This is a genomic window from Streptomyces sp. NPDC096079 (assembly GCF_040303145.1).
GTDB lineage: Bacteria > Actinomycetota > Actinomycetes > Streptomycetales > Streptomycetaceae > Streptomyces.
The window spans coordinates 1-18,145 of the sequence record NZ_JBEOST010000017.1 but is presented as its reverse complement, the minus strand read 5'-3'; the positions used below and the strand labels follow the sequence as shown (position 1 = coordinate 18,145).

General features: G+C 74.0%; 17 protein-coding genes. 7 read left to right on the top strand and 10 right to left on the bottom strand.

Translation table 11 applies throughout. From position 1 onward, the window contains the following. Positions 1 to 10: 10 nt before the first annotated feature. Positions 11 to 445 carry a DUF2000 family protein gene (locus ABTY59_RS27985; protein ID WP_352021812.1) on the bottom strand — a complete coding sequence of 145 codons (435 nt, stop codon included), beginning with the start codon at positions 443 to 445 and terminating at the stop codon, positions 11 to 13. A 49-nt stretch (positions 446 to 494) separates the two neighbouring features. Here ABTY59_RS27985 and ABTY59_RS27980 point away from each other — a divergent pair, with 49 nt between their 5' ends. Then, positions 495 to 1,325 (top strand): helix-turn-helix domain-containing protein, encoded by an 831-nt coding sequence (locus ABTY59_RS27980; protein ID WP_352021811.1) that lies wholly within the window; start codon positions 495 to 497, stop codon positions 1,323 to 1,325. A 45-nt stretch (positions 1,326 to 1,370) separates the two neighbouring features. Here the strand turns inward: ABTY59_RS27980 and ABTY59_RS27975 are convergent, their stop codons facing one another. After that, positions 1,371 to 1,949 carry an isochorismatase family protein gene (locus ABTY59_RS27975; RefSeq protein ID WP_352021810.1) on the bottom strand — a complete coding sequence of 193 codons (579 nt, stop codon included), beginning with the start codon at positions 1,947 to 1,949 and terminating at the stop codon, positions 1,371 to 1,373. A 122-nt stretch (positions 1,950 to 2,071) separates the two neighbouring features. Between ABTY59_RS27975 and ABTY59_RS27970 the strand changes: the two genes are divergently transcribed. Both ABTY59_RS27970 and ABTY59_RS27965 read left to right on the top strand, forming a co-directional pair. Continuing rightward, a complete protein-coding gene (locus tag ABTY59_RS27970) occupies positions 2,072 to 2,620 on the top strand; it encodes a hypothetical protein (protein WP_352021809.1) in 549 nt (182 codons plus the stop codon). 53 nt (positions 2,621 to 2,673) lie between these two features. Beyond that, entirely contained in the window at positions 2,674 to 3,213 is a 540-nt protein-coding gene (locus tag ABTY59_RS27965) for a GNAT family N-acetyltransferase (RefSeq protein WP_352021808.1), read from the top strand. A gap of 187 nt (positions 3,214 to 3,400) precedes the next feature. Here the strand turns inward: ABTY59_RS27965 and ABTY59_RS27960 are convergent, their stop codons facing one another. Next, a complete protein-coding gene (locus tag ABTY59_RS27960) occupies positions 3,401 to 5,092 on the bottom strand; it encodes an amidase (RefSeq protein WP_352021807.1) in 1,692 nt (563 codons plus the stop codon). Positions 5,093 to 5,549: 457 nt separating this feature from the next. Here ABTY59_RS27960 and ABTY59_RS27955 point away from each other — a divergent pair, with 457 nt between their 5' ends. Both ABTY59_RS27955 and ABTY59_RS27950 read left to right on the top strand, forming a co-directional pair. Next, positions 5,550 to 6,713, top strand: a complete 1,164-nt coding sequence (locus tag ABTY59_RS27955) for a serine hydrolase domain-containing protein (RefSeq protein WP_502995435.1) — start codon at positions 5,550 to 5,552, stop codon at positions 6,711 to 6,713. Positions 6,714 to 7,008: 295 nt separating this feature from the next. Further along, entirely contained in the window at positions 7,009 to 8,088 is a 1,080-nt protein-coding gene (locus tag ABTY59_RS27950; RefSeq protein WP_352021918.1) for a serine hydrolase domain-containing protein, read from the top strand. Positions 8,089 to 8,109: 21 nt separating this feature from the next. Here ABTY59_RS27950 and ABTY59_RS27945 read toward each other — a convergent pair whose 3' ends face one another. The 5 genes from ABTY59_RS27945 to ABTY59_RS27925 all read right to left on the bottom strand — a co-directional run bounded on the left by ABTY59_RS27945 (position 8,110) and on the right by ABTY59_RS27925 (position 14,040). Beyond that, positions 8,110 to 9,060: a hypothetical protein gene (locus ABTY59_RS27945; RefSeq protein WP_352021806.1), complete on the bottom strand. Its 951-nt coding sequence runs from the start codon at positions 9,058 to 9,060 to the stop codon at positions 8,110 to 8,112. Beyond that, positions 9,057 to 10,277 carry a DUF2306 domain-containing protein gene (locus tag ABTY59_RS27940; RefSeq protein ID WP_352021805.1) on the bottom strand — a complete coding sequence of 407 codons (1,221 nt, stop codon included), beginning with the start codon at positions 10,275 to 10,277 and terminating at the stop codon, positions 9,057 to 9,059. Before ABTY59_RS27940 ends, ABTY59_RS27945 begins: the two co-directional genes overlap by 4 nt. Positions 10,278 to 10,377: 100 nt before the next feature. Next, positions 10,378 to 10,893 carry a helix-turn-helix transcriptional regulator gene (locus tag ABTY59_RS27935; protein WP_352021804.1) on the bottom strand — a complete coding sequence of 172 codons (516 nt, stop codon included), beginning with the start codon at positions 10,891 to 10,893 and terminating at the stop codon, positions 10,378 to 10,380. Positions 10,894 to 10,933: 40 nt separating this feature from the next. Then, positions 10,934 to 13,342, bottom strand: coding sequence for an ABC transporter permease (locus ABTY59_RS27930; protein WP_352021803.1), 2,409 nt, complete (start codon positions 13,340 to 13,342; stop codon positions 10,934 to 10,936). Next, complete coding sequence (locus ABTY59_RS27925) at positions 13,339 to 14,040, bottom strand: ABC transporter ATP-binding protein (protein WP_352021802.1); 702 nt, start codon at positions 14,038 to 14,040, stop codon at positions 13,339 to 13,341. The genes ABTY59_RS27930 and ABTY59_RS27925 overlap by 4 nt, the downstream gene beginning before the upstream one ends. Before the next feature lie 205 nt (positions 14,041 to 14,245). On the opposite strand from ABTY59_RS27925, the gene ABTY59_RS27920 reads away from it, so the two are divergent. Together ABTY59_RS27920 and ABTY59_RS27915 are read left to right on the top strand one after the other, a co-directional pair. Further along, the gene (locus ABTY59_RS27920) at positions 14,246 to 15,571 is read left to right on the top strand and encodes a sensor histidine kinase (RefSeq protein WP_352021801.1); all 1,326 of its coding nucleotides are present in this window, start codon (positions 14,246 to 14,248) and stop codon (positions 15,569 to 15,571) included. Between the two features lie 2 nt (positions 15,572 to 15,573). Continuing rightward, entirely contained in the window at positions 15,574 to 16,284 is a 711-nt protein-coding gene (locus ABTY59_RS27915; RefSeq protein WP_352021917.1) for a response regulator, read from the top strand. On the opposite strand, the gene ABTY59_RS27910 is transcribed toward ABTY59_RS27915, so the two are convergent. Then, complete coding sequence (locus ABTY59_RS27910) at positions 16,221 to 16,628, bottom strand: STAS domain-containing protein (RefSeq protein ID WP_352021800.1); 408 nt, start codon at positions 16,626 to 16,628, stop codon at positions 16,221 to 16,223. The genes ABTY59_RS27915 and ABTY59_RS27910 overlap by 64 nt on opposite strands. A 79-nt stretch (positions 16,629 to 16,707) precedes the next feature. Then, positions 16,708 to 18,006, bottom strand: coding sequence for a sialidase family protein (locus ABTY59_RS27905; RefSeq protein WP_352021799.1), 1,299 nt, complete (start codon positions 18,004 to 18,006; stop codon positions 16,708 to 16,710). Positions 18,007 to 18,145 lie beyond the last annotated feature (139 nt).

Sequence of the window (18,145 nt, the reverse complement as noted above, 5' to 3'; positions counted from 1 at the left end):
CGGCGGCTGCTCAGGGGTGCATCCGGGCCCCCTTGAGCACCTTGTCGACGGCGTTGCGCGGCCCGTACACGGCGATGCCCACCAGGTCGAGCCGGTCCGTGCCGACGGCCCGTACGGCGGCGCGGTTGTCGCGGTCGTTTCCGGTGGCGAAGAGGTCGCCGGTGAACACCGCGCGGGGCAGCCCCCGCGCGAGGGCGCGGCCGTGCGCGGCCGTCAGCGTCTCCTTCGTCCCCTCGAAGACGAGGACGGGCTGCCGGAACATGGGCAGGTACGGGGTGTCGTCGGCGTCGCGGTACTGCTCGCCGATCACCTCGGGGAGCTCGGTGCCCAGGCCGCTGACCAGGAACGCCGTCACGTTCAGCCGCTGCCAGGTCTCCAGGTCCTCGCGCAGCAGCACGGCGATCCTGGTGTCGAATCGTACGGGGGTGTCGTCGGTCGTCGTCATGCTCCGAGACTGCCGCCGGCCCCGTCACGCGGTCTTGTACATTCCTTGCATGGTGGCCCGTACGGTGACCCGGCAGGAGGTCACGGCGTGGCGCCCGCGCGTGCCGGGTGTCGTGGAGGTGTTCCACGCCCACTTCACGGTGCACGCCTATCCGATGCACGTGCACGACGTGTGGACGCTGCTGATCGTGGACGACGGCGCGGTCCGCTACGAGCTCGACCGGCACGAGCGCGGCACGCCGGGGGACACGGTGTCCCTGCTCCCGCCGCAGGTCCCGCACAACGGCTCGCCCGCCACGTCCGGCGGCTTCCGCAAGCGGGTGCTCTACCTGGACCTGGCGCCGCTGGACGAGAGCCTCATCGGTCCGGCGGTCGACGCACCCGACCTGGTCGACCCGCTGCTGCGGCGGCGCGTCGGGCAGCTGCACGCGGCGCTCGCGGAGCCGGGGGACGAGCTGGAGGCGCAGAGCCGGCTCTCCCTCATCGAGGAACGGCTGCTCGGCCATCTGCGGCCCCGGCTCGTCACGCCCGTACCGGGCGACGCCGATCCCGGTGTGGCGCACGGTCTGCGGGAGCTGCTCGACGCCCGTCTCACGGAGGGCGTGACCCTGGACGAGGCCTCGCTGCTGCTCCACGCCCATCCCGCTCATCTCGTACGGGCGTTCAGCGGCGCGTTCGGGATCGCGCCGCACCAGTACCTGACGGCCCGCCGGATCGACCGGGCCCGGCGGCTGCTGCTCGACGGGCGCCCGCCGGTCGACGTGGCGGCGGAGACCGGGTTCTACGACCAGTCGCATCTGAACCGCTCGTTCAAGCGGATCGTGGGCACCACTCCGGGGCGTTTCGCGCGGGCGCGGGGCCGACCGTCGGCGCTGCCGTGAACCGGCTACCGGGCGCGGGACCGACCGGAGGACCGAGGCGACGGCTCAGGAGAGGGACGCGGCGGTGAACGTGACGTCGGCCGTCGCGACGACGGTCTCCGCGTCGCTGCCGAGGGCGTACGCCGCGACGCGGGAGACCGTCGCCGCGGGCACGGCCTCGGCGACGCCGGGCACCGCCGGGATGTCCTGCGTGGCGTGGGCGTCGTGCGGGACGACCACCCGGTAGTCGAGGGCCAGCGCCGTGCGGGCCGTGGCCTGCACGCACATCTCCGACATGACGCCGCAGACCGCGACGGCCCGGACGCCCGCGCCGGCGAGGACGTCGCCCAGGTCCGTGTCCTCGAAGCCGTCGTCGTACGGCTTGCGGATGACGACCTCGGTCGGGCCGGGCTTCACGGGGTGGTGCAGCTCCCAGCCCGCGGTGTGCGGTTCGTCCTCGGCGCCGGGCGGCCCGTCGTTCTGCAGGTGGACGACGAACGCCCCGTCCCGGCGGGCCCGTTCGAGCAGCTCGGCCGTGCGGTGCACCAGCCGTTCGGCGGCGGGTACGGCCCCGTCACCGGTGACGAAGGCCGACTGGACGTCGACGACGATCAGGGCATCCACGGGCTCCGCGCGCTGGGTCATCCGGCCATCATCGCCGCCACGGGCCGTGCCCGCCACGGGATTTCGGACCGGGCGGGAATCCCCGCGCGCACGCCCCGGACCTGCGGGTACGCTCGTCCGGACCAGAAACCAGGGGGATCCGCATGGCCGAGTCGACGACGTCCGCGTGGTGGCGGCAGCTGCCCGAGGGCATTCGCACCGAGGTCGACGGGTACGTCCTCCAGGACGCCCGGCTCCAGGCGGTGCGGGTCGTCTGGGAGGTCTGCCGGGGCCAGGGACTGGGGCTCCACGAGGCGGAGCTGGTCGTCAACGACCGCTACCTCCACCACGGCGACCGCATCGCGCGCACCCCGCTCAGCCCCCTCGACCCGGAGTCGTTGGCCGCGCGGGCCTCCGGCTGCCCGGGCACCGTGGTCGCGATCGAGGCCGTCTGGGACGGCGACACCGTCCACGACTGGTTCGTGATCCTCCTCGCGATCACCGCCGAGCCCGCCGGGGCCCACCACCTGGCCACGGTCCACCGCGAGACGGCCGTACGGTTCCTGGGCGCCGCACGGGACCCGGGGGCGCTCCACCCGGAGGCCGCGGCCGCCACCTCGGCCGGCCGCGCCCTGGCCGAACAGCTCGCCGTCCCCTTCCACTTCGGGAGCCCGGACACCCCGGACGACGAGGCGCCGCGCTGGCGGCCGTGAGGCGGACGCTTATTGGTTTGCGGCGCCAGAGCCCCGTCGGATAGGAATCCCGCATGCTGCGAGGGACCACCATCGGGCTGAGGGCCCGGCACGAGGACGACATCCCGCTCCTGCGGACCGAGTTGTACGACGACGTGGTCAACGGCTCGCGGGCCGAGGCCGCGCCGTGGCGGCCGATCACGCCCGGGGCCAAGGACCCGCGGCTCTTCGTGGACGACACGAACGAGCGCAACGTCCCGTTCTCGATCGTGGAGCTCGACGGCGGCACGCTGATCGGCAGCGCGAACCTGTGGGGCATCGACACCCACAGCCGGAACGCGCACATCGGCCTCGGACTGTTCCCGTCGGCGCGCGGCAAGGGCTACGGCACGGACGTGGTGGCGGTCCTCTGCCACTACGGCTTCGCCGTGCGGGGCCTGCAGCGGCTGCAGATCGAGACGCTGGCGGACAACGCGGCGATGCTGCGCTCGGCCGAGCGCAACGGCTTCGTCCGCGAGGGCGTGCTGCGCTCCTCGGCCTGGGTGCTCGGCGAGTTCCTCGACGAGGTCCTGCTGGGCCTCCTCGCCCACGAGTGGAAGGCGGCCCAGGCCTAGGGGTGTTTCGAAAGTCCTGTGCGGTGCCCGCGGTGTCCGGTGCGTGCCCTCGGCGTGCCGGACGAAGGCCCTCGTAGCGGAGCTACTTGGGTCTTCGGCCGGTGCGGCGAGGGGGCGTGCCGGGCGCCGCGGGTGCTGTGCGGGACTTACGAAACACCCCCTAGTGCTCCAGCAGGGTCTCGCCTGTCTAGGACCCGCCGGGCAGGGTCGGGAGGTAGGTGGGCGCCTTGCGGACCGGGGCGGCGCGCTCGAAGGCGTACGCGTAGCTGAGCAGGTTCGCGTCGCTGTAGCGCGTTCCGAGGAAGGAGACGCCCAGCGGCAGCGCGCCCCGTGCGTAGCCGGCGGGCACGGTGATGTGGGGGTAGCCGGCCACCGCGGAGTTGCGGGTGGAGCTTTCGAACGGGGTGGGGTCGAGCGCTTCGACGGGAGGAGCGGGGACTCCGGTGGGGGTGACGATGGCATCGAGCCGGTGGGCGGCGAGCACTCCGTCGATGGCCTGGCGGGCCTGACGGGTCGCGGCACCGCGGTGCCGGCGGTAGGCCGGGGCGTCGACGTCTCCGTCGGTCTTGTCGGCCATCTCGAAGAGTTCCTGGCCGAACTTCGGCATCTCGACGGTGGAGTTCCGCTTGTTGAACGCGATGAGTTCGGTGAGGTTCCTGGGGTGGGGGCCCGGGGTGGCGGCCAGGTAGGCGTTGAGGTCGTGCTTGAACTCGGTCAGCACCGCGGGAAGCATGTCCTTCCGCATCATCTCTTTGGAGTCGGCCACGTCCGCGCCCTCGACGACGGTCGCGCCGAGCTCGCGGAGCCGCTGGACAGCCCGGTCGAAGGCGCGGTCCACGTCCGGGTCGATGCCGAGGTGTCCCTTGCGCCACACGCCGATGCGCTTGCCGCGCAGGGCGTTCGGGTCGAGCACCTCGCGGTAGTCGGAGGGGAGGGCGGTGTCGGCGTCCGAGGTGGCCGTGTCGGCGGCGTCCGATCCATGGATGGCCCAGAGCGCCAGGGCGGCGTCCGTCGTGTTGCGGGCGATCGGGCCGGCGGTGTCGTGGCTGCCGGTGATGGGGATCATGCCGCTGCGGCTGACCATGCCGAGGGTGGGCTTGACGCCCACGGTGGAGGTGACGCTCGCGGGGCACACGATGGAGCCGTCGGTCTCGGAACCGATGGTCACGGCGGCCAGGGCGGCTGCCGCGGCGACCGCGGAGCCGCTGGACGATCCGCAGGGGCTCCGGTCGAGCACGTAGGGATTACGGGTCTGGCCGCCCGTGGCACTCCATCCGGCCGTCTGCCCGGGGGACCTGAAGTTGGCCCATTCCGACATGTTGGCCTTGCCCAGGATCACCGCACCCGCGTCGCGCAGTTTCTTCACCAGGAAGGCGTCCTGTGCCGGCTTGGAGTGCAGCAGGGCCGTGGAGCCGGCGGTGGTGGGCTGGCGGTCCGCGGTGTCGATGTTGTCCTTGATGAGGACGGGGATGCCTTCCAGTGGCCCCCGCACCTCACCGGTGCGGCGCAGCTCGTCGCTCTCGCGTGCGAGGTCCAGTGCGTCCGGGTTCACGGTGACGACGGCATTGAGGCGGGGGTTGAGGCGATGGATCCGGTCCAGATATGCCTGGGTCAGCTCTTGGGACGTCAGCCGCTTGCCCTCCATGTCCTCCTGAAGTTCCAGGATCGTGGCACGGTCCAGTCGCCCGTCCAGTCGTCCCTCTCGCTTCTTCCCGTCGTCCTTCGGAGCGTTCGGGGCCGCTCCGCCGGTCGAGGTGGTGGAAGCGGCCGGTCGGGGTCCGTCGTCCGGTGTGCAGGCGGCCGCGAGGGGCACGAGCAGGCAGGCTGCCGATACCGCGATCGCCGTGTGTCGTCCGGTGGTTCGAGTGAGTGAGCGCATCAGTTGCTTCTCCGTAGAGGCGAGGGAAGGAAGGCCCTGTTCGTGCACATGAGCCTATGAACGGCGCCTTTTCGGAACGACAGGGATGACTCCCGGTTCGGGAGGGGTGCGGACTACACCCCTGAAGGGGTGTCACGGCCCCAGCGCCGATCCGACGAAGACGACGCCGGTGCCGGCGAAGGCCCGAACGGGACGCGGGTCAGGCGTTCAGGTGGGCAAGCGCCGCGCCCGCGCTACACCGGGCGGGTGGAGCCCGCTACACCGCCGGTCGGGGAGAGGGACCGCTGACGTCCGCTCACCTCGCGCGGCTACGTTCGGTATCCGTTCCCACCGATCAAGGAACCGAGGGTCGAGGGAACCACCGGGCCACCGGGCCGAGCCGGCGGCAGGCCCGTCGCGCCACGCCCCCCCTCTCACCGACCCACTGACGTCTTCCCCTACCGACAGGAGTCGTTCCATGCATGCACGTGTATCGCCGAGGTTCCGCCCCGCTCTTTCGCGAGGCGGCCGACGTAAGACGCTTCTCGCCGTGACCGTGCTCACCGGGGCCGTCATGACCACCGGCGCACTGTTCCCGTCCGCGGCCTCCGCCGCCAAGCCGGACCCCGTTCAGAAGAGCCTGAACACCTTCGTCGTCGACGACCAGATACCCTCCGCGTCGGCGAGCGTCACGGACCGCGAGGGCCGGACGCGTCTCTACACCGCGGGTGTCGGCGACCTCAGGACCGGCGCGAAGGTACCCAAGGACGGGCAGGTACGGGCGGCCAGCAACACCAAGGCCTTCACGGCCGTGGTCACCCTGCAGCTCGTCGCCGAGAAGAAGCTCGCCCTGGACGCCCCCGTCGACACCTACCTGCCCGGCCTGCTGCGCGGCGACGGCATCGACGGACGCCACATCACCGTCCGCCAACTCCTCCAGCACACCAGCGGCCTGCCCGAATACCTGGACAAGAGCGCGGTCCTCAAGGATCGGCAGAGGTACTACGAGCCGCGCGAGCTCCTCGACACCGCCCTCGCGCAGAAGGCCCACTTCGCCCCGGGCGCGAAGTGGGAGTACAACAACACGAACTACCTGGTCGCGGGCCTGATCATCCAGAAGGTCACCGGCCGCCCGCTGGGCGAGGAGATCAACCGGCGCATCGTCGACCGCATCGGACTGCGCCACACCTCCTTTCCCACCCCCGGAGACATGACCATCCACGAGCCCCACGCCAAGGGCTACCACCGGGACACAGCCGACTCGCCCTGGCGCGACGTCACCGAACTCGACCCGTCCTGGGGTTGGGCCGCGGGTGCGGTGATCACCACCAACAGCGACCTCAACCGCTTCTACAGCGCGCTCCTCGACGGCGAACTCCTGCCCCCGGCCCAGCTCGCCCAGATGCGCACCACCGTCCCCACAGGCGCCCCGGGTGCCCGTTACGGACTGGGCCTGATCAGCACGCAGTTGCCGTGCGGCGGCGTCTACTGGGGCCACGGCGGAACCATTCCGGGATACGCCACCTTCGGAGGTGTCACGGAGGACGGCCGTGCGGTCAACTTCGCACTGACCGCCATGCCGGCCGACAGCGCCACCGAACAGCACACACAGGCCGCCGTCGAAACGGCCCTGTGCCGCTGACACCCTCACCGACCCCACCGGAAAGCCGCCGCTCCCGCACCGCGGCCGCAGGCGCCCGATGAGGGCGGGTCAGGCCGGTGGGCGGGCCCCTGCCGCCCCCGGCGCCTGACGGTATCGGTCGCCGCTCCCGCTCGCGGGAACGGCGACCGGTACCCCGGCGGCCCCGCTTGCTCTCCACTGTCACGACAGGAGTCGTTCCATGCACGCACGTGTATCGCCGAGGTTCCGCCCCGCTCTTTCGCGAGGCGGCCGGCCCAAGACCTTTCTCGCCGTGACCGTGCTCACCGGGGCCGTCATGACCACCGGCGCACTGTTCCCGTCCGCGGCCTCCGCCGCCACGCCGGACCCCGTTCAGAAGAGCCTGAACGCCCTGGTGACCGACGACAAGATGCCCGCCGCGCTGGCGAGCGTCACGGACCGCGAGGGCCGGACGCGTCTCTACGCCGCGGGCGTCGGCGACCTCAGGACCGGCGCGAGGGTACCCAAGGACGGGCAGGTACGGGCAGGCAGCAACACCAAGGCCTTCACGGCCGTGGTCACCCTGCAGCTCGTCGCCGAGAAGAAGCTCGCCCTGGACGCCCCCGTCGACACCTACCTGCCCGGCCTGCTGCGCGGCGACGGCACCGACGGACGCCACATCACCGTCCGCCAACTCCTCCAGCACACCAGCGGCCTGCCCGAATACCTGGAGTCCCCCGTGTTCGCGGACTTCCCCGCCGTCCGGTACCGGTACTTCGAGCCACGCGACCTGCTCGACGGCGCCCTCGCGCAGAAGGCCCACTTCTCCCCGGGTGCGAAGTGGGAGTACAGCAATACGAACTACCTGGTCGTGGGCCTGATCATCCAGAAGGTCACCGGCCGCCCCCTGGGCGAGGAGATCGACCGGCGCATCGTCGACCGCATCGGACTGCGCCACACCTCCTTCCCCGCCCCCGGAGAGACGACCCTCCGCGAGCCTCACCCCAAGGGCTACGAACGGGAGACGGACGACGGACCTCTGATCGACTACACCACCATGGACATGTCCATGGCGTGGGCTGCGGGTGCCCTGGTTTCCACCAACAGCGACCTCAACCGCTTCTACAGCGCACTCCTCGACGGCGAACTCCTGCCCCCGGCCCAGCTCGCCCAGATGCGCACCACCGTCCCCGCAGGGGCACGCGGCCCCGGCGTCCGCTACGGACTGGGCCTCACCAGCACGCCGCTCTCGTGCGGCGGCGTCTACTGGGGCCACGGCGGAACCGCCCTGGGATACCGGACGCGAGGAGGCGTCACAGAGGACGGACGCGCCGCCGGCATCGCGGTGACCACCGCCCCGACGGGTGCGGCCTCCCAGCGGGTGGAGGCTGCCGTCGACACGGCGCTGTGCCGCTGATCCAGGCGGAGACAGGCGGGATCACGGCTCCTCTGAGCCTCGGCTCGGCCCTGGTCCGGAGGGCCGCCCCCGGTCCTCTCCGTCCTGGCCCGCGCGCGCCGCGCGGGCGAGCAGCCAGTGGCCCGAGACGCCCGTGACGAGGAGTCCGGTGACGAGGGTGACGAGGGCGGCTCCGGGTCCGGAGGCCCAGTCGACCGTGGCGGCACGGGCGGCGAGGACCGCGGCGAGGGCCAGGGCCACCGCCGGAACGGCCCCGAGGGCGGGACGGATCCGGGCGAGGTCGTCCTCCACCAGGGAGCCGAGGACGCCGACGCCGAGCGCGAGCGCCCATACGCCGAGCCCCTGCGCGTCGGCGCGGTTCACCGTCCACGGCAGCAGCGCTCCCCAGAAGGCCGGGAGGAACAGCAGGCCCGCGCCGATGCCGAGCCATCCCGAGCCGAGCACGGCGAGCGGCGGCTTCGACCAGGCGGGCAGCGGGGCGACGGGGCGCCACGGCGCCCCCGTGCGGTCGGGACGTCGGCGGTACTGCGCCGCGAGGCAGCCCACCGCGGCGAGGGCGAGGATGCCGAGGACGGCCACCCAGCCGAGGCTGAACAGGGCGAGGAACAACGGGCCGCCGCGTACGGCCTGGAGGCTTCCGGAGTTCAGCAGGGTCACCGTGAAGAGGCCGACGAGGACGATCGCGAGCGGCAGCACCAGGCTCCGGACCTCCTCCCAGACGCGGGCCCGGCCGATCGTGAACAGCGCGGGTGCGACGCCCGCCATGGCCGCCCCGAGGAGACCGGGGCTGAGTGCCTCGGGCGACACCCAGGGGCCCGCCGCGTGCCCGGTCAGGGCCGCGACGGCGAGCAGGGTGCCGACGGCGGCGCTGATGCCGCCGACGACGCCGCCGAGGACCACGACGGCGGGCGAGAGCGCCCGGCCCTCGGGCGCTGCGGTGCCGACGGGCGTCTCCTCGGGTACGGCGCTCATCCCCGGGCTCCTTCCCGCACGGCACCGGCACCGGCACCGTCACCGTCACCGTCATCGGCCATCGCCGGATGGTCGGGCGGCCGAGTGAACCGGCCCTGCCGTTTCCGGACTTCGCGCGCGTACAGGATCCGCAGGCTCACCACCGTGACGGCCGCGTACGCGAGCATGCCGCAGCCGATGCCGACGCCCGCGACGAGGGCCGTGATCCGGTCCAGGCCCAGGGTCCGTTCGAGTACGGGCACGGTCACCGCCGAGAAGGCGGGTGCCAGGCACAGGGCGGCGAGGTGCAGCGACCACTCCTCGCGCGGCCAGGCGGCGCCCCGGGCCGCCCGGACGGCGATGACGGCGTACGTCACGGCGTACGGGACGAGGTACGCGAGGAGCAGTCGGCGCCCCGCGGTGCCCTCGTCGAGGAAGGCTCCCGTGATCCACACCAGGCCCGCCGCTCCCGCGAGATGGGCGGCGATCCGCACCGGCAGGGGGCTCCAGGTGCCGGTCAGGCCGGGGACCGCCGTACGGCGGTCGAGGGCGCGGGAGGCGAGGAGCGCGCCGAAGGAGACGAGCGCGCCGAGGTGCATGATCGCGACCCGGTTGATCTCGGCCAGGCCGAGTCCCGGGTAGAGCCGGGGCAGCAGGCCCCATTCGAGCCGCAGCAGCGGAGCGGTCATCAGGAAGCCGTAGCAGAGCAGCATCCAGCGCTGGTGGAGGTCCGGGAGGCCCCGGACGGCGGCGAGGACGCCGAAGGTCACGCTGCCGACGGTGCCGGCGAGGATGGTGGCGAGGACGATCCAGAAGGCGGCCCCGCTGAAGGCCTGCGCCGGCGGGGTGCGGACCAGGTAGACGGCGGCGCCCGCCATCGACGCGTACACGGTGGCGGCGAACACGGTCCCGGCGACGCGGTGCAGCCGGACGCGGCGCCTGACCGCGGACAGCAGCTGCACCGGGCCGAGCAGCATGAGGAGGCCGCCGAGGACCGAGTGCGTGACGAGGGGGACCAGGCTGCGCCCGTACGGTCCCATCCGGTCGCGCACGGCCTCGGCCACGAACTCCGGGGAGACGGACCGGCCGAGGAGCCATTCGCCGAGTGCGGGTGCTCCCGGTCGCGCGTAGGGCCAGATCTCGGTGACGGCGATCGGCGCGTACGCCAGGCAGACCACGGTCACCGCGACGGCGGCCGCCCTCCCCCACCCGCGGCCCGTGGTGGTCGGTCGTCCCATGGCGTCCCCCTTCACCCATAGTCCTTTCTGGACCATGGGTGAAGGTAGGGCCGTGCACCGCCGGGGTCAACCGGTCGGTAACAAGCTCTCTTCGGGAGGGTCAGGGCTCGCGGCTCTCCACCCACTGCCAGAAGTCCACCATCATCCGCTCGTAGCGGATGCCGAACTCCAGCGCCTCGCGCTGCCCGCGCGTCAGCAGCTCCCCGACGTCGTGCGCGAGCCCCTCGTAGGTGTCCAGGGTCCTGCGGTGCTCGTCGATCTGGACCGGGGCGTGGACGCGCGGACTGGCGCCGAACCACAGCTTGAGGATGCCGCGTTCGCGGGCCTCGACCGGGACGAAGGCGGGGTCGGCGAGCCAGCCGCGCAGCGCCGCGGAGCCTTCCTCCGTGAGGCTCATCAGGCGCCGGTTGCGACCGCCGGGCTGCCGCACCTCCGACAGCAGCCCGGCCTCCAGGAGCCGGTCGCACTGCGCGTACACCTGCGCGTGCGGCATCGACCAGAACGGGGCCACCGTCCGCGCGGCCTCCACCTTCACGTCGTACGGACTGGCCTCGCCCAGCTTGTCGATGATGCCGAGCACGAGGAAGGAGGGCGTGGTCAACCGGACTTCAGACATGCGGCGACGTTATCGCGACGGCCGTACGGGACCACCCCGGCTACTCCGCCCGCAGCGCCCGTGCGGTGGCCGTACGGGCCGCCCAGCCCGCCGGGAGCAGCGCCCCCGCCGCCGCGATCACCACGCCCGCCGCCCCGAGGAGCAGCAGCAGGGGCGTGCCGTACACGTCGGTGTCGGCGGGCGGGATGGTGGTGCCGACCGCGCGGCCCATCGCCGGCATCACCCGGCCGTGGAGGGCCACGCCCAGCGGCACGCCGACGACGCCCGACACGAGCCCGATGGCGGCGACGGAGGTGAGGACCTGTGCGACCGTCTGCCGCGGTGTCATCCCCAGGGCCTTGAGGACCCCGAGGTCGCGGACGCGGTCGCGGGTGTCGAGGACCACCGTGTTGAGCACGCCGAGGCAGGCGACGGCGACCAGCATCAGGGTGAGCATGACGATCAGGGCCTGCATCGCCCGGATGACGCTCGACTTGCTTCCCTCGGTGACGGCGGCCTCCGCCCTGAGCGGTGCCACGGCGGCGTCGAGGCGCTCCGCGTAGCGCGCCGCGTCCGTGCCGGCGGTGACGGTCACGGCGAAGTCGGCCGGCAGGTAGCGGGCGTTCAGCGCGGCGACGGACGCCGCCGCGGTCCGCAGGGTCATGCCGTCGTCGCCCAGGTCGAATACCTCGCCGACGATCCGGACCCGGACCGTGCGGCCCTGTTCGGACAGGGTGATCGTGTCGCCGACGCGGGCCCCGGTGGTGCGCAGGAAGCGGGTCGCCGCGACGGCCTCCCCGGTGGCACCGAACCACCGCCCGGAGACCATCGTGTGGCGGCTGCCGGCCGTGTCCCCCTCGTACGCGACGAGGGGTGCGCCGCCCTTGAGCCCGGCGACGTCCAGCTGGGTGCGGGCCGTCCGGTACACCGAGCCGGTCCCGGGGAGCGCGGCGATCGCCGACGCCACGGTGGCCGGATCGGCCGGCTTCCCGGGCAGGGGCGGTTTCCCGCCGGGACCGCCGGGGTTCCCCCGGGGCTGGGTGACCGTGCGGACGGTGACGTCGCCGCCCCGGTCCGGGTCGCCGTCGGTCTTGACGGCGACGAGCGTGCTGCCGAGGCCCACGGCGAAGGTCACCGCGAGGGCTCCGAAGGTCACCGCCGCGGCCGTGCTCGCCGCGCGCGCCGGGCGGGCGAAGGGCGCGGCGAGGCCCAGGGTGACCGGCCGGGGCAGCGGCAGCCGTCCGAACAGGCCCCGGACCGCGCGCCCCCGGCCGCCGTCGCCGGCCGGGCCGACGCGCAGGACCGTCGCGGTGGGCAGCCGGGCCGCGCGCAGGGCGGGCCCGAGGGCGGTGACGGCCACGAGGGCGAGGGCCCCGGTCGGTACGGCGAGGTCCACCCACAGGGGGACGAGGACCTCCGTCGTCCCGTACACCTCGGCCACCTCCGCCATGAGGGGCACGGCGAGCACGTTCCCGAGGGCGACGCCGAGCACGGCGCCGGCGGTGCCCGGGATCAGGGCCTGTGCCACGTACGCGCGTCCCACCTGGTACGGCGTGAAGCCGAGGGACTTGAGGATCCCGATCCGGCGGGTCGCGGCTCCGACGGCCCCGCTCACCACGATGCCGATCACCAGGACCGACATCGCGAGCCCGAGGAGCGCGAAGGCAGTGACGAAGGGCACGAAGGCGGCCGTGGACTCGCGCGCGGCCTCCCGTACGTCGAGGTGGGAGCGGGCGCCGGTGACCGCCCCGGCCGGTACGGCCGCGGTGACGGCCCGCTGTCCGGCCGTGACTTCGGCGGCGGTGTCGGCGGCGGTGAGCCGGTAGAGCATCTGGAGCGCCGGCGGCCGTCCTCCGGCGAGCGCCGTGAGCTGCTCGGGTACGACCCAGGCGTCGGCGCTCTCGCCGACCGACTCGGCGATGCCCACCACCGTGAGGGTGACGGAGCCGGCGGTCAACCGGGCCCCCGGGGCCGAGCCCGGCGGTTCGGATCCCCGCTCCAGGACGATCTCGCCGGGAGCCGTGGCCCACCGGCCCTCCGCCAGGCTCACCGCGTCCACGGGGCCGGACGCGGAGGCCCGGCCGACGACCGTCAGCGGGGGCGGGGCGAAGCCGGGCGGAGCGGCCCCGTCGACGGCGAGGCGCAGGGAGGTGACGGCGAACGGGCCCGAGGCCTCGGCCACTCCGGACGCGCGGGCGGTGGCGGCGAGCCGCTCCGGGGTGACCGCCGCTCCGTCGAACCGCACGGTCAGATGGGCGCCGTGCTGGCGGGCGAAGGCCCGGTCGAAGGGCGCGGCGGAGGCGACGAGGAGGCCGAGGGCGAGGACGGCGGAGGCGACGGACAGCAGGGTGGTGAGGACCATCACGGCGGTCTGCGTGCGGCGCCGCCCGACCCCGGCCCGTACGACCCGGCCGAGAGCGCCGCCGCCGCGTCCGGTGCGCGCCGCGGTGGCGACGGACTGTGCGCTCATCGGGCCACCGCCGGGACGTCGCGGGTGACGCGGCCGTCGACGAGTTCGATCGTGCGCGTCGCGCAGGCCTCGGCGAGCGCGAGGTCGTGGGTGACGAGGACGATCGTCTGGCCCTCGGCGTTGAGGTCGCGCAGGAGGTCGCGGACGTCGGCGCCGGACGCGGTGTCCAGGGCTCCGGTGGGTTCGTCGGCGAGGAGCAGCGGCGGCCGGTTCATCAGGGCGCGGGCGACGGCGACGCGTTGCCGCTCGCCGCCGGACAGGCGGCCGGGGTGCACGCGCGCGTGGCGGGCGACGCCGAGCCGTTCGAGGAGTTCCGCGGCGCGCGCCGCCGCCCGGCCGCGCGCCATGCCGGTCAGCTGGGCGGGGAGCAGCACGTTGTCGAGGACGGTGAGGTCGTCGAGGAGGTTGAAGAACTGGAAGACCATGCCGATGCGGTCGCGCCGGTAGCGGGCGGAGGCCGTCTCGCCGAGCGCGTCGACGCGCAGCCCGTCGACGGTCACCCGGCCGGTGCTCGGCCGGTCGAGTCCCGCGAGGAGGTTGAGGAGAGTCGACTTGCCGCTGCCGGAGGGGCCGAGCACGGCGAGCGCCTCGCCTCTGGCCACCCGCAGGTTCAGCCCGGCGAGCGCGGCGGGCCCGGCGTCGTACCTCCTGCCGACGTCGCTCAGGTCGATGAGCGGTACGGCTTCGGACGGGGTCATGGGGTCCTCCGGGACTGGGGGTCGGACGGGTTCGCCGTGACGCTAGGAGCGGCCCCGCCGCGGGCGCGTCGGCCGCGGTGGCGAAGATCCGTACCGTGCGCGGAGGAGGCGCGGCCGGGTCGTCCGCGCGATGTACTCCGCGCGGAGGGCGTCCTGGTCCCCCGGGCTGATTCGCCGCCGCGGCGGACCTTGGCACACTGCACCGATGAGCAGGTACGAGGACCTCATGGGCCGGATGCGCGGGGCGCGGACCATCGGCGTGCCGCCCCGGCTGTCCCGCTGGGCGTGGGCGGCCGACGGGCTGCTCGCGCTGTCGCTGGCGGTCGCCACCGTCGTCGGGAACCTGAACCGCTCGTACGTGGAGCTCCGCCCCGATCTGGCCGGAGCCGAGCGGCCGGTGCCGGGGCAGCTCCCGACGCCGCCCGCTCTCCCGCGCCTGCCGGGCGGTGCGGAGGGCCCTCGCCCGGTCCCCGCCGTGGAGCACGTGCTGCCTCCGGTGGAGGCGTGGGAGTTGGCGGCGGCGCTCCTGACGGCGCTGCCGCTGGTGCTGCGGCGCCGCTTTCCGCTGGCCGTCTACTGGGCGGTGACCGTCGCCGCGGTGGTCCTGCACCTGGGGGACGCCGCCGACGACGCGACGCGGATCACCTTCGCCTCGGGGCTCGTCGCGGCGTACAGCGCGGCGATGTACAGCCCGCACCGCTGGTCGGTGGCGGTGTCGCTGCCGGCCGGCGCGCTCCTGTACGCGGTCTTCCCGCTGGTCCCGGAGGTCGACAGCGACCTGGTGCCGGTCCTCGTCCTGCTGCCGCTCGCCCTCGCCTCGCACGGCGTCCACCTCTGGCGTCAGCGGGAGCGGGAGCTGAGGGGCCGGCAGGAGGCGGCGCTGCGCGGCGCGGTGGAGGCGGAGCGGTCCCGGATCGCCCGGGAGCTGCACGACGTGGTCACCCACAACGTGAGCATGATGACGATCCAGGCCGGTGCGGCGCGCACGGTCCTGGCCACCTCCCCCGAGCAGGCCAGGGAGGCGATGCTCGCGGTGGAGGCGGCCGGGCGGACGGCGATGGCGGAGCTGCGGCACGTGATGGGACTGCTGACGATGGCCGCGGAGGGTCCCGATCCCGCCGTCGACGTGGCGCTGGCGCCGCAGCCCGGTCTGGAGAGGCTGACGGAACTGACGGACCGGGTGCGTGACACGGGGGTGCCGGTGGAGGTGGCGGTGCGGGGCGTCCGGGCGGAGCTGCCCGCCGGTGTGGATCTCGCCGCGTACCGGGTGGTGCAGGAGGCGCTGACGAACGCGGTGAAGCACGCGGCGGGCGCGCGGGTGTCGGTGACGGTGGAGTACGGGGCGGGACGGCTGCGGGTGGAGGTGTCGGACACCGGAGGGCTCCGCTCGCGGGCGGCCGGACAGGGCGGCGGCCACGGGCTGCTCGGCCTGCGGGAACGGCTCGCGGTGTACGGCGGTACGCTCGACGCGGGCAGCCGCCCGCAGGGCGGTTACCGGGTCCGTGCGGTGATTCCGTGGGAGGTTCCGTGACCGTGGCCGACGCTCCGCGCGTGGTGATCGTCGACGACCAGGCGCTGGTGCGGACCGGTTTCCGGATGATCCTGGCCGCCGACGGCATCGACGTGGTCGCGGAGGCCGCCGACGGCGACGCGGCGGTGGCCGCGGTCCGCAGGACCCGGCCGGACGTGGTCCTGATGGACATCCGGATGCCGGGCACCGACGGGCTTGAGGCCACGCGCCGCATCCTGGCGGACGAGGGGGCGGCGCCGCCGAGGATCGTCGTCCTCACCACGTACGACCTCGACCAGTACGTGTACGCGGCGCTCGCCGCGGGCGCGAGCGGCTTCCTGCTCAAGGACGTCACCCCCGAGCACCTGACGGCGGCGGTCCGGCTCGTCCGCTCCGGGGACGCCCTGCTCGCCCCGGCGATCACCCGGCGCCTGGTCGAGCGCTTCGCCGCGTCCGGCGCGGGGGCGGGGGCCCGGGCGGCGGCTCCGCACCGCGAGCTGGCCACGCTCACCCCGCGCGAGCTGGAGGTCCTGGAGGCCCTGGCGCGCGGCCACACCAACGCCGAACTCGCGGCGCGGTTCCGGCTCAGCGAGGCGACGGTGAAGACGCACGTCGCCCGCATCCTCCAGAAGCTGCGGCTGCGCGACCGGGCCCAGGCGGTGATCGCCGCCTATGAGACGGGTCTCGTCACCCCCGGCTCGGACGGGAGCGGCGGCGTCGCCGGGTCCGCCTGACCGGGGAGGTCCGGCGGTGCGGGCTCGGGGCGGAGGACGTCGGTCAGCGCGGTGAGCCGGATGAGCCGCAGGATCCACGGCTGGTCGCAGACGAGCCGCCAGCGGGCACCGCGCCGGTCCACACGCCCGGCGCAGTGGGCGAGGAGTCCGAGTCCGGTGGCGTCGCAGAACGTGAGGCGCCGGATGTCGACGGTCAGGGAGTCGGACTCCCGGGCGAGCACGTCGAGCTCGGGCCGCAGGTGCCGCACCAGGACGAGGTCGAGTTCGCCCCGGAGGGCGGCGACCGTGTGACCGCCGGTCGAGCGGACGACGAGAGAGGGGTCATGACGGGGGATCAACTGCATCGGACGCTCCACAGGGTGGCTCGCTGTGTCACGTCGAGCGTGGCCGCCCCGTCGCGGGGAGGGACGTTTCGCCTCGACCTCAGTCACCTGAATCGGTGAACATTCGCGCCTGTTTCCCTCCATCGGAGACGCGAGGACCGGACGTGTGTACGGCTCCGGTGAGCGCCGCCAGCGGAATCCGCCGGAACTCGACGGTCTCGTACGGGCTGCTCGTCCCGGTCTCGTAGAGGAGGCCGACCGTCGTGGCGTCCAGCGGCACCAGGTCCGAGTACGCGGCCTTCCGCCGGTCCACGGTCAGCGCCTTGTCGAAGGTCCGTCCGCCGTCCCGGCTGCTCCAGAGAGCCGGTTCCGCGCGGGCGTCCGGCACGGAGGGGGCCGAGAACAGCAGGAGTCCGTCACGGCCTCCCGCGTACAGGAGGCCGGCGTGCACCACGGGCACCCGGTCCAGGGCGTGCTGGGGGGCGAGGGGGCGGTCGAGGCTCACACCGCCGTCGCGCGAGGTGGCGTCGGCGCGGTTGCCCGGGCTCGTCCCCAGCTGGTCGCGGGAGCTGACGTAGAGGCTGCCGTCGGGGAGTTCGGCGACGGCCGTCTCGTTGGCGTTGACGGAGCCGTCGTAGGTGTCGTCCACGAAGCCGAGGGACCAGGTGTGCCCGCCGTCGTCGCTGTACAGCGCGTGCGCTCCGTAGTACCGGGGTTCCTCGCCGGTGTCCGCGGAACCCTCGGGCGGGGCCGCCGAGTGGTCCGCGGGCACCACGAGCCGCCCGGCGTGCGGGCCCCGGGTCAGGGCGAGGGCGTGGCCCGGCCCGGTGGCGTACCAGCGCCAGCCGGGCTTCTTCACGCGCGCGGTGATCTCCGTCGGCGCGGAGAACGTCCGGCCGTCGTCGGTGCTGCGCTGGACGAACACCCGGCGGCCGCGCTCCGCCGGGACCTCGCCGCGCAGGATCCGGTGCTCCGTCGCCTCCCCGCCGTTGAACGAGCTGAGCAGCACCACGTCGCCCGACCGCGGGTCGACGACCGGCGCGGGGTTCCCCCGGGTGTCGCCGCGGCCCTCGGCGACCACCTCGCGCGGCCCCCAGGTGCAGCCGCCGTCGTCGGAGCGGCGCACCACGATGTCGATGTCGCCGGCGTCCCCCGCCCCGGCCTCGCGCCCCTCGGCGAAGGCGAGCACGGTCCCGGCGCGCGTCCGCACGACCGCGGGGATGCGGTACTTCGCGTAGCCGCCGGTCCCGGCGGCGTACGGCACGGACACCTCGCACCCGGCCGTGGCTCCGCTCGGACCGGGCGTCCCGGCGGGTCCTTCCGCGCCCTCGCGCGCGACGTACAGGCCCACGGACACCAGGACGAGCAGCCCGAGGCCCCTCACCATCACACGCCCCATCCGGCCCACGGTCCCCGCCCGGCGGGTCTCCGGGACGAACTCCGGGTCAACACGGGGGGCCGTCGCGCGCCGTACACCAGCCATTCGCCCATGAGCGCACTGTGCCACTCGTCGAGGTGGGGACCGAGGACGGTCTGCT

Coding starts and splice junctions, on each gene's coding strand:
- ABTY59_RS27985 (WP_352021812.1), bottom strand. CDS start 445: ATGACGACGACCGACGACACCCCCGTACGATTCGACACCAGGATCGCC.
- ABTY59_RS27980 (WP_352021811.1), top strand. CDS start 495: ATGGTGGCCCGTACGGTGACCCGGCAGGAGGTCACGGCGTGGCGCCCG.
- ABTY59_RS27975 (WP_352021810.1), bottom strand. CDS start 1,949: ATGACCCAGCGCGCGGAGCCCGTGGATGCCCTGATCGTCGTCGACGTC.
- ABTY59_RS27970 (WP_352021809.1), top strand. CDS start 2,072: ATGGCCGAGTCGACGACGTCCGCGTGGTGGCGGCAGCTGCCCGAGGGC.
- ABTY59_RS27965 (WP_352021808.1), top strand. CDS start 2,674: ATGCTGCGAGGGACCACCATCGGGCTGAGGGCCCGGCACGAGGACGAC.
- ABTY59_RS27960 (WP_352021807.1), bottom strand. CDS start 5,092: ATGCGCTCACTCACTCGAACCACCGGACGACACACGGCGATCGCGGTA.
- ABTY59_RS27955 (WP_502995435.1), top strand. CDS start 5,550: ATGCATGCACGTGTATCGCCGAGGTTCCGCCCCGCTCTTTCGCGAGGC.
- ABTY59_RS27950 (WP_352021918.1), top strand. CDS start 7,009: ATGACCACCGGCGCACTGTTCCCGTCCGCGGCCTCCGCCGCCACGCCG.
- ABTY59_RS27945 (WP_352021806.1), bottom strand. CDS start 9,060: ATGAGCGCCGTACCCGAGGAGACGCCCGTCGGCACCGCAGCGCCCGAG.
- ABTY59_RS27940 (WP_352021805.1), bottom strand. CDS start 10,277: ATGGGACGACCGACCACCACGGGCCGCGGGTGGGGGAGGGCGGCCGCC.
- ABTY59_RS27935 (WP_352021804.1), bottom strand. CDS start 10,893: ATGTCTGAAGTCCGGTTGACCACGCCCTCCTTCCTCGTGCTCGGCATC.
- ABTY59_RS27930 (WP_352021803.1), bottom strand. CDS start 13,342: ATGAGCGCACAGTCCGTCGCCACCGCGGCGCGCACCGGACGCGGCGGC.
- ABTY59_RS27925 (WP_352021802.1), bottom strand. CDS start 14,040: ATGACCCCGTCCGAAGCCGTACCGCTCATCGACCTGAGCGACGTCGGC.
- ABTY59_RS27920 (WP_352021801.1), top strand. CDS start 14,246: ATGAGCAGGTACGAGGACCTCATGGGCCGGATGCGCGGGGCGCGGACC.
- ABTY59_RS27910 (WP_352021800.1), bottom strand. CDS start 16,628: ATGCAGTTGATCCCCCGTCATGACCCCTCTCTCGTCGTCCGCTCGACC.
- ABTY59_RS27905 (WP_352021799.1), bottom strand. CDS start 18,006: ATGGGGCGTGTGATGGTGAGGGGCCTCGGGCTGCTCGTCCTGGTGTCC.